The sequence below is a fragment of the Pseudoflavonifractor sp. SW1122 genome (assembly GCF_012027765.1).
Classification (GTDB): Bacteria; Bacillota; Clostridia; order Oscillospirales; family Oscillospiraceae; genus Enterenecus; species Enterenecus faecium.
On record NZ_SJOS01000074.1, the window covers coordinates 1 to 9,343 of the forward strand.

General features: G+C 58.7%; 7 protein-coding genes, 1 tRNA gene and 1 rRNA gene. 6 read left to right on the forward strand and 3 right to left on the reverse strand.

Annotated elements, in window-relative coordinates; all coding sequences use genetic code 11:
- The first annotated feature begins 63 nt into the window (after positions 1 to 63).
- Both E0L15_RS11690 and rrf read left to right on the forward strand, forming a co-directional pair.
- Positions 64 to 139 (forward strand) — tRNA-Lys (locus E0L15_RS11690).
- Positions 140 to 179: 40 nt separating this feature from the next.
- Positions 180 to 295, forward strand: a 5S ribosomal RNA gene (rrf, locus tag E0L15_RS11695).
- A 180-nt stretch (positions 296 to 475) separates the two neighbouring features.
- Here rrf and E0L15_RS11700 read toward each other — a convergent pair.
- The 3 genes from E0L15_RS11700 to E0L15_RS11710 form a co-directional block, all read right to left on the reverse strand.
- Positions 476 to 4,504 (reverse strand): exo-alpha-sialidase, encoded by a 4,029-nt coding sequence (locus E0L15_RS11700; protein WP_168125724.1) that lies wholly within the window; start codon positions 4,502 to 4,504, stop codon positions 476 to 478.
- Between the two features lie 158 nt (positions 4,505 to 4,662).
- Positions 4,663 to 4,872, reverse strand: a complete 210-nt coding sequence (locus E0L15_RS11705; RefSeq protein WP_168125725.1) for a hypothetical protein — start codon at positions 4,870 to 4,872, stop codon at positions 4,663 to 4,665.
- A gap of 51 nt (positions 4,873 to 4,923) precedes the next feature.
- Entirely contained in the window at positions 4,924 to 6,078 is a 1,155-nt protein-coding gene (locus tag E0L15_RS11710; RefSeq protein ID WP_168125726.1) for a nucleoside recognition domain-containing protein, read from the reverse strand.
- Positions 6,079 to 6,405: 327 nt separating this feature from the next.
- Between E0L15_RS11710 and E0L15_RS11715 the strand changes: the two genes are divergently transcribed.
- Genes E0L15_RS11715 through E0L15_RS11730 form a run of 4 tightly spaced genes read left to right on the forward strand, consistent with a single transcriptional unit; the run spans position 6,406 to position 9,338 of the window.
- Positions 6,406 to 6,573, forward strand: coding sequence for a hypothetical protein (locus E0L15_RS11715; RefSeq protein ID WP_158096672.1), 168 nt, complete (start codon positions 6,406 to 6,408; stop codon positions 6,571 to 6,573).
- On the forward strand, positions 6,570 to 7,571 hold the full coding sequence (locus tag E0L15_RS11720; protein ID WP_168125727.1) for an ABC transporter substrate-binding protein: 1,002 nt from the start codon (positions 6,570 to 6,572) through the stop codon (positions 7,569 to 7,571). The genes E0L15_RS11715 and E0L15_RS11720 overlap by 4 nt, the downstream gene beginning before the upstream one ends.
- A gap of 57 nt (positions 7,572 to 7,628) precedes the next feature.
- Complete coding sequence (locus tag E0L15_RS11725; RefSeq protein WP_087369238.1) at positions 7,629 to 8,531, forward strand: ABC transporter permease; 903 nt, start codon at positions 7,629 to 7,631, stop codon at positions 8,529 to 8,531.
- A 6-nt stretch (positions 8,532 to 8,537) separates the two neighbouring features.
- Positions 8,538 to 9,338: an ATP-binding cassette domain-containing protein gene (locus E0L15_RS11730; RefSeq protein ID WP_168125728.1), complete on the forward strand. Its 801-nt coding sequence runs from the start codon at positions 8,538 to 8,540 to the stop codon at positions 9,336 to 9,338.
- Positions 9,339 to 9,343 lie beyond the last annotated feature (5 nt).

Consider the following 9,343-nt stretch of genomic DNA (forward strand, 5'->3'; position numbering starts at 1 on the left):
GAATGCAGGCAGCTTGCTGAAAGTCACATTGTTCAGTTTTGAGGGTGCGGAAAACCCTGACAAGCACCTTTAGCTCAGTTGGTAGAGCACCTGACTCTTAATCAGGGTGTCCAGGGTTCGAGTCCCTGAAGGTGTACCACTCCCACTTGAGTGTGTGATGCACCCAAGTGGGAACCGTAGTCGGTGCTGATTGCAGTGAGGGTCCACCCGTACCCATTCCGAACACGGCAGTTAAGCTCACTTGCACCGAAAATACTTGGCTGGCGACGGCCCGGGAAGATAGGTAGTGCCGACACGAAGAGGACGATCGTTTGATCGTCCTCTTTTCCTTTTTCGTGGCTTTGACAGTTGAGCGCCATGCTGCGCAATGAGACGAAATGAAGATGTAACGAGAAGAGCTATAAATAGACAACAGACGCCCCTCGATGGCTGAGACCATCGAGGGGCGTCTGTACCGTATTAGGGAAGGAAGGGATCAGCTGCGCTTTTTCCGAGCGGTGGCCAGAGAGGCCAAGACGACGGCAGAGGCGGCAGTCAGAGCGATCCAGAGGTCCATCACATGGGTATCTCCCGTGGCAGGCACCTTATCGTCCTGAGCGGGCTTCTGGGTGGCATCAGGGGCCTTGCTGGCCTCCGGGGTGTCGGTGGCGGGGGTATCGCTGGGTTCAGCTGCGCCGTCGGCGGTAAGGCCGTGGATGGCGGCGGTGAGCTTGTCCACCATGGCGTCCACCTGGGACTGCTCATCTTCGCTGAGGGAGTGGTCAGCCAAAACTGCCTGGGCTTCCGCCAGTGCGGTGCGGAAGGTGGCCACACTCTGAGCGGTGTATCCGGTGAGGTCGATGCGCTGTGCTTGGGCAATCAGACCTTCCAGGATGGATTTATCTGCCTTGAACCGCTGGTCCAGAATGGCATTCAGCAAGGCTTGGGCGGCCTGATCTACGTCCTCTTGCATGGCGTCGCCGTCAGCCTGGACCGCAAGAGCGGTCTCCAGGGCATCCAACAGGGCCTGCCAGTGGTCAGCCACATACTTGTCAGAATCCTCTACCATGGCCTCAGCCTTGGTAATGAGTTGCTCCAGCATGGCCTTGTCACCCTGGGTAAGGCCCAGGCTCCAGATACCTACCAGCAGATCATCCCAAGCGGTGTTGATCTCTTCAGCGGTGGCATCGGGGTCGTCCAGGACTGCCTTGGCCTGAGCCAGGGCATCCTCAAACAGCTTCTTGGCGCTTTCCGTGACACCCTGGGTGGAGAGGGTCAGTGCATAGTCATAAGTCTTTTGCAGAAGGGCCTTATCCGTGGAGGTCTGGGGAGGAACCAGGTCCATCCATGCCTGATACAGGGCCTTGGTGAGAGCGGTCACCTGGTCCAGACGGGCCTGGGCATCCGACTCATTGTCAAACACGGGGGCGTCATCGCTGGATAGGAGGTCGCTGGCGGCCTGCTTGGCGGCCTGGAGGGCCTCCCAGCTGCTGGCGGAATATGCCTGGGGGTCCAGGGTGTCCACAAAGGACACCAAGCCTCTCAGTCCGCTGACGCTGACCTGATAGGTGGTGTGAGCGGGAATGGTCGTCTCCAGGAACAGCTGGAACTCGCTGGCCTCGGCGCTCACATAGTACTGCTTTGTGGCTTCGCTGGAGTGGGACAGATAGAGCTCACAATCGCCCACTGTGTGGGAGATGGTATAGGAGCCGGGGGTGGCGCCAGGCTGGATGTGCAGGGTATAGGGCTCACTTTGCACCGGCACTCGGGCACCGGGCTGGGTGGCGCTGTCGTTGAGGCGGAGGTAGGCGCCGTCGGCCTCCAGGCTCTGGACGGTGTAGCCGTTTTCGGTCTGGGTGATGCGCCACAGCTGACGGCTGGCGGCATACTGTCCGTCCAAGATCAGCTGGTTGTTGGACACGGAGCCAGTCACCTGATCGGTGTTGCTCTGGCCGTTGGCGTGGTAGAGGATTCTCTGGGTCCCGGCGTGATAGATGGCGTAAACACCCTCAGCATTCAGGCCATCGGTGTCCAGATTATAGGTGGTTTGGGCCTCGTGGTCCTCGCTGGAAATGATGTCCTGGAAACAGGGAGGAAGGAAAATACCGCTCTCACCCTGTACAGCCACAGAGAGCTTGGCGGTGCGGACAATTCCGTTGGAGGCGGTGGCCGTGGCAGTGATGGTGGCAGTGCCGCTGCTGACAGCGGTGACTACACCAGTGTCACTGACCGTAGCCACTGCGGGAGTGTCCGAACTCCAGGTGATGGTGGCGGCATCCTCAGGGGTGACAATGGCCTGCACCTGTCCGGACTGGCCCACGCTGAGATTGACGAACTGGGGTTCCAGGGTCAGAGTGATCTTCTCACTCTCATCCTGCACCATGTACCAGCCCTCGCCCAGCAGGTCTTGGACGGTAAGGGTCTCATACTTAATTTGGCAGGGACTGCCTTGGTTTTCGTAGAGAATGCCAAAGGTGTCGGTGGCCTTTCCGTTCTCCTGCAGCTGGGAGACACAGGAGTAGGCGAAGTAGTTGTTTTCGTCATAGCGGGTGACATCTTCATTGAGCCAGGTGACAGTGCCGTTCTCGTCTGCGGAGCCGATACGGACAATGCCTTCTGTGCGCTGAATGCGGGCGTAGGAGCCCAAAATCAAATTCTCATATTCCTGGTCATCGGGGCCAATTAAGGTTCCCTCCAGATTGATGAAGGAGACCATGCAGCCGCCGCCGCTCTTCTTACTGAACAGATTGTTGTCGGGCTGGCACTGGCTCCAGGTCACGCCGCCATCGGAGGAGTCGGCGTAGCTGACATAGTTGATGGTGTTGCGGGAGTACATCCGCAGGTCGCCGTTGGGGAGGAGCACCACTTGAGATTCGCTGGTCTTGCCCACCCCATTGAGGTTGCTGTTGTGTTCTCCGCGCTGCCAAGTGGCGCCGCCGTCATCGGAATAGATGACGCTGGCCAGCTCGTTGCCGGTGCGGTTGTCATAGAGGGGGAAGATAATGCGCTCTGTGCCGTTGTAGGTCATAGTGACACCACGGCCAGGGCAGACGCCGGTGAATTTCTCATTGGCGGCGGTCTTAATGTTCAAGAACTTGGGCTCGCTCCACTCCAAGCCCTCATCGGTGACCTGAGCGGTGCGGTGCATGATGTAGAACACCGGATAGACCTTCCACTCACTGTTCTGGAAGAACAGGTTCTTTTGCACCCGGTTGGCGGAGTTACCCAGCTGGGTGACGTAGGGTTTGGTGAAGGTGCCGTCTTCCTCAGACTTTACATACACATTCAAGTAGGCATCCACCCAGGTATCTGTGGCGGTGCCGTCTTGGCTGCAAATGGGGTAGAGGATGACATCGTTGCCGTTGTCATTGGCGGGCTCCGCCAAACCATTGGTGTTGTTTAAATCCACATAGTAGGTGTAAGAGGATGCAGTCTTGGGGGCATAGGTGCCAGCGGTGGCTTTGGCCACCAGCAGGCGGCCTTGGCTGTCAAAGCCGGTGCTCTCCTGGCCCATCTGGTTGCCGCTCATCAGGCCCACGTAAGAGGGGCAGGCATCCACCACCATGTGAATGGTTCCATTGCTGTCCTGGACGATGGAGGGATCAATGAAGGAGCTGCTGGCGTTGCCGGTGGAGGTGTCCGCCATATCCGCCAGGTAGTTCACCACTTCCCACTCCCAAGTCTGTCCGTTGTCCTTGGAGACGCTGACAATGGTGTCCAGGTTTTGGGGAGAGTCACCGCCGGTGGTCCAGCGGATGTCCGAGGCGGCCACGATCCAGCCGTTGTCCAGGGTGTACAGGGAGGGGATGCGGAAGTGCTGGCTTCCGGTGGCCTCACTGCTGAAGGGCACATCCACGGCCTCGGTTCCCTTTGGATTCTCCCCCACTACGGTGGGAGCAACTTCGGTCTCCAGATAAAGTTGGAATTGAGTCAGGGCCGTATCCTGGCTGGTGCTGCAATAGTACTTATTTCCGGCGGTGCTGCCGTGGGTCAGGTAGTTGCTGCCATTGGACAGAGAGTAGGACCCGGTGTCCTCATGGAAGGTGATGTCCACCCGCACCGGCTGGTCCGAGGTATTCACATGTCCGTTGACGGCGGTGGTCTGGCTCAGGTCCAGATAGCGGTTGCTGTCCAGGCTTTTGATGTTGTAGCCGTCATCACCTTCCCGCTTCTCAATGGTCCACAGCTGCCGGGAAGAGGCAAAGTTGGAAGCCAGGCTGAGGGCGTCGTTGGCGGCTGTACCGGTGACCTGGTCTGTCTTTCCGGTCCCCGTATGGTAGAGAATGCTGCGGGTGGTGTTGTAGAAAATGGCGTAGGTTTCGCCTGCATCCACGCCGTCCCGATCTCTCAGGTACTGGACGCTTCCGTCGCCCAGATCGCCATCCACAATGGTAGACCAGGGCGATGCGCTGACATCACGTTCTCCTGTGGCGCGGGCCGGGGGTGCGGTCAGACAGCAGCTGAGCAGGAGACTGGCTGACAATGCAGTGGCCGCGATGCGCTTAGACATTGGTATTTTGTTCATAACACATCCTCCTTGTACATGTGCTTCTCTCTGTATTGCACAAAACTATCATACCAAAAAGTGGACTTCGGGTCAAGGAAATTAGAAGAGATTGGTGTAGAAGGACAAAAAACCAGGAGCCCGACCATCGGTCAGGCTCCTGGAAGGAAACGGAGGGGTTAGAGCATAAAGTCTTCTTTTTTCAGGTGGGAGAAGTTGGCCACCACGGGCTTTTTGGGCACACGCTTTAAGGGGTCATACCGGAAGGCACGGCAAGCGCCGCCTGGGTCCACCACGCCTTTGCGGGAGCACAAAATCTGCTCTTCATCCAGAGCCACACCTCGCTTGCAGTAGAGGCAGCGGGGTTCAATATTTTTTTGAAACAGCATAGCAAGTCTCCTGTTCTTCCGAGGTCTTTCTCAGTATACACCAAATGCCCGCTATTTTCCACCTGTTTTTCCAGCCAAAAATCGACACAGAGCCACAAGGGCCATCCAGCAGAGCACGGCGGTGGCCAGGGTCACCGGGAGGATGTGGCGGAAATCCAGTTGGGTGAGGGTTTGAGTCTGGGACGTGAGATAGTACGAGACCGGATAGGTGAGGGGGAAGAGGGTGGTCACCAGGTAGGTGAGGGCGGCGGAGATCAGGCCATGGAGGAACTTGCCCAGCAGATAGGTGCGGGCAGACAGTCCGCTGTCGATGAGAAAGCACAGCACCTGACAGTGGACGGACAGTCCGGCCCAACCCAGCATAAAGGCGGCCATGGAGATGGACCCGGCGGAGCTGGCCACTCCCCCCAGGGAGGATACACCAGAGGTTAGTTCCAGCAGGCCAGCCACCAACTGAGGGGCATAGCGGGAGGAGACCCCCACCAGAGAGAGCAGCCGGGCAATGGCGGTGAATACTCCAAAGTAGGACATAAGCTGGAGGAGAGCGGAAAAGAAGATGACAAAGGCGCAGATGTTCAGCAGATTGGAAAAGGAGCGCACCACCCCATTGGTGAAGGCGGCGGGAATGGTGGTGGCGGCAATGGGCTTGGGGTAGCTGGTTGCCTTGGCCCGCTGGTCCTCGTGGCCGTAGAACCGAAAGAGCAGGCCCGTGAGGAGGGAGGCGACACAGTGGGAGGCGTAGAGCAGCAGGCCAATCTGACCGCTGCCAAAGATGCCAGCCCCCACGACTCCCAAGATGAAGGCGGGCCCGGAGTTGTTGCAGAAGGCCAGAAGCCGCTCGGTCTCTGTCTTGGTACACAGACCTTGGCGGTACAGCTCCAGGGCGGTTTTGGCCCCCAGGGGGTAGCCGCCCACAAAGCCCAGCACCACGGCCATGGCGCAGCAGCCGCTGACCCGAAACAGGGGGCGCATGACTCCCTCCAGCAGCCGCCCCAGATAGGCGGCCAGCCCTAAATCCACCGCCAGGGAGGAGAGCACAAAAAAGGGGAAGAGGGAGGGGATGATGACGTTGCAGCACAGGGTCAGCCCATTTTTCGCCCCTGTCATAGCCTGGGTGGGGGCAGTCACCAGCGCCAGGGCGGCGGTGAGCAGCGCGATGAGGACGACGGAATCCCGGAGAACTTGTTTTTTTAAGATGCGAAACATGGCAGACCCTCCCTCGTGAGAAAAGGGTATGCGTGTCGTCTGGGGGACTTGCACGTCCCCCTCAAAAAGTATGACACATTAGTGTGCTAAAAATTTTTCTCTGAAAGGGGTTGACAAGTGGGGAGCGGGTGCGTATAATGGCCACAACAACTTCAATACAGCAAACCATTGACGGAGAGTAGTATCCAGTGTGGCGAACCTTCAGAGAGTCCCGGACGGTGAGAGCGGGGCGGGGAGCAGCTAGGAGAATGGACTTCGGAGGGCAGACCGAACGGGCGACCAAGTAGGGACTGACGGGTACCCCACCCGTTATCAGAAGGGGCGCATATGATGGTATGCGTAAGCGAGTGGGCGTCGTTTGGCGTCAATTTGGGTGGTATCGCAGAAGCTGAGCTTTTGTCCCATGTGGGGCAGAGGCTTTTTTCATTTTTCGGCCCTGGCAAAGCGGAAAAACATCTACCGCCCAAATTCAAAAAATGGAGGAAAACACCATGAAAAACAATCAGATCATCCGTCGATTTGCCGCTTGTGCCGTAGCGGGCACCATGCTGCTGACCTTGTGTGCCTGTGGAGAGGGCAAGGATGGGAAGGACGACACCTACAAGGTGGCTGTGGTCAAGCAGATGGACCATGCCTCTCTGGATGAGATCGCCAAAGCAATCACCACTCAGCTGGACTCCATTGCCCAGGAAAAGAATGTAACCATTGAATATGAGGTGTACTCCGGACAGAACGACCAGTCCGTGCTCAAGCAGCTGGGAGACCAGGCCATTGTAGACGGGGTGGACGCCATCATCCCCATCGCCAGCACCGCCGCTCAGGTGATGGCCCTGTGTGCCCAGGACACCCAGACCCCTGTGGTGTACGCCGCAGTATCGGACCCCAAGACCGCAGAGATCACCGGGCTGGACTATGTCACCGGTACTAGCGACGCCCTGGAGACCAGCGTCATTCTGGATATGATGCTCACCCAAAATCCCGACATGAAGAAGGTGGGGCTGCTGTACTCCCTGTCCGAGCCCAACTCCGCCACTCCCATCCAAGAGGCCAAGGAGTGCTTGGACAGCAAGGGAATCTCCTATGTGGAACAGACGGGCAATACCAATGACGAGGTGATTGCTGCTGCTTCCGCTCTGGTGGCCGGTGGTGTGGATGCTATCTTTACCCCCACCGATAACGTGATCATGTCCGCCGAGCTGGCCATCTATGAGCAGCTGGCCCAGGCCAAAATTCCACACTACACCGGGGCGGACTCCTTCGTGAGAAACGGCGCCTTTGCCACCTGCGGCGTCAACTATACCGATCTGGGCACCCGCACCGCAGACCTGGCCTATCAGGCTATCACGGAGGGTGTGGACGGCATGGAGGACGTGTACTACATGGACGGCGGCCTCATTACCGTGAACACCGAGACCGCCAAGGCCCTGGGTATTGACCCCCAGGTGTTTAGCCAGCTGGGTAAAGTGGTGGAAGTGACCACCACCAAGGAATAAGAAAATATGCCCCGTCCGGTACGAAAGTGCCGGACGGGGCAAAGGAGCGTGAAGGAATTGCTGTATATTGTGCAGACGGCCCTGGAGTTGGGCTTTTTGTATGCGTTGGTGGCCATGGCCCTGTTTTTGAGCTACCGCATTTTGGACATTGCCGACCTGACCACGGACGGAGCCTTTGTGCTGGGGGCGGCGGTGTCGGTGACGGTGACCGCCGCAGGTCACCCCTTTTTAGCCATTCCGGCGGCCATGGTGGCAGGGGCCTGTGCCGGGTTTGTCACCGCCTTTTTGCAGACTCGCCTGGGCGTGCCCTCCATTTTGGCGGGCATCGTCACCAACACAGGATTATATACCGTGAACCTCATGGTGATGGGCTGGAGTTCCAATGTGAGCCTGCTCAAAGACGACACCATCTTCTCTCTGTTCCGCACCACGGGCATCGGCGGGAAGTGGTATGAGACGGTGCTGGCCGGTGGCGTGACCATCCTCATGGCGGTGCTGTTGGTGCTCTTCCTGGGCACCCGGCTGGGCCTGTCCATCCGGGCCACCGGAGACAACCGGGACATGGTGCGGGCCTCCTCGGTGAACCCCACCTTTACCATTACCGTGGGCCTGTGCATTGCCAACGCCCTCACCGCCCTGTCCGGCGGCATGGTGGGCCAGTACCAGCGCACCGCCGACATCAACGGAGGCACGGGCATTGTGGTCATCGGGTTGGCCTGCCTCATCATCGGTGAGACGGTGCTGGGCCGACGCTCCATCCTAAAAGGAGCCATTGCGGTGATCGTGGGCTCTATCATCTATCGCCTCATTTATGCCATTGTGCTCTACACCAAGGTGGTGCCGGTGGAGTGCCTGAAGCTGGTCACCGCCATCATCGTGGGTCTGGCCATTGCGGCCCCCACCCTGCGCAGCTGGGTGGCGTTTCAGAAGAAAAAAGCCATGGCAGGGAAGGGAGCGTGAGGGAACATGCTGAACATCAAGGGAATTTCCAAGACTTTTTATCCCGGTACCATCAATGAAAAGACCGCCCTCTCCAATCTGTCCCTGGAGGTAAAGGACGGGGATTTTATCACCATCATCGGCTCCAACGGAGCGGGGAAATCCACCCTCTTCAACGCCATTGCTGGGACCTTCTATGTGGACCAGGGCAGCATCACTCTGGGGGGACGCAACATCACCTATCTCCCGGAGCACAAGCGCAGCCGTACCATTGGACGGCTGTTCCAGGACCCCTTGAAGGGGACGGCCCCCCACATGACCATCGAGGAGAATCTGGCTCTGGCCTATCTGCGTTCCTCCCGGGGCAACGCGCCTTTCAGCCGCATCAGCAAGAAGGACCGGGCCATGTTCCGGGAGCATTTGAGCCTGTTGGGCATGGGGCTGGAGGACCGCATGGGGCACCCGGTGGGGCTACTGTCCGGCGGACAGCGCCAGGCCCTGACTCTGCTCATGGCCACCTTAGTTCCTCCACAGCTGCTGCTGCTGGATGAGCACACCGCAGCCTTGGACCCCGCCACGGCGGAGCAGGTGTTGAAGCTGACCCGGGACATTGTGGCCCGGGACCACATCACCTGCCTCATGGTCACCCACAACATGTCCCAGGCCCTGGAGCTGGGCAACCGCACCTTGATGATGGCCGACGGCCATGTGGTGCTGGACGTGGAGGGAGAACAGCGGCAGGGGATGACCGTCCAAGACCTCCTGGAGCAGTTCAAAGCGGGCACGGGCCAGCAGCTGGACAACGACCGCATGTTGCTGAGTGAATGAAAAAA

Bases quoted from the DNA above. Each gene is read 5' to 3' on its own strand.
- E0L15_RS11720 (WP_168125727.1), top strand. From the start codon at position 6,570: ATGAAAAACAATCAGATCATCCGTCGATTTGCCGCTTGTGCCGTAGCG.
- E0L15_RS11700 (WP_168125724.1), bottom strand. From the start codon at position 4,504: ATGAACAAAATACCAATGTCTAAGCGCATCGCGGCCACTGCATTGTCA.
- E0L15_RS11715 (WP_158096672.1), top strand. From the start codon at position 6,406: ATGATGGTATGCGTAAGCGAGTGGGCGTCGTTTGGCGTCAATTTGGGT.
- E0L15_RS11705 (WP_168125725.1), bottom strand. From the start codon at position 4,872: ATGCTGTTTCAAAAAAATATTGAACCCCGCTGCCTCTACTGCAAGCGA.
- E0L15_RS11730 (WP_168125728.1), top strand. From the start codon at position 8,538: ATGCTGAACATCAAGGGAATTTCCAAGACTTTTTATCCCGGTACCATC.
- E0L15_RS11710 (WP_168125726.1), bottom strand. From the start codon at position 6,078: ATGTTTCGCATCTTAAAAAAACAAGTTCTCCGGGATTCCGTCGTCCTC.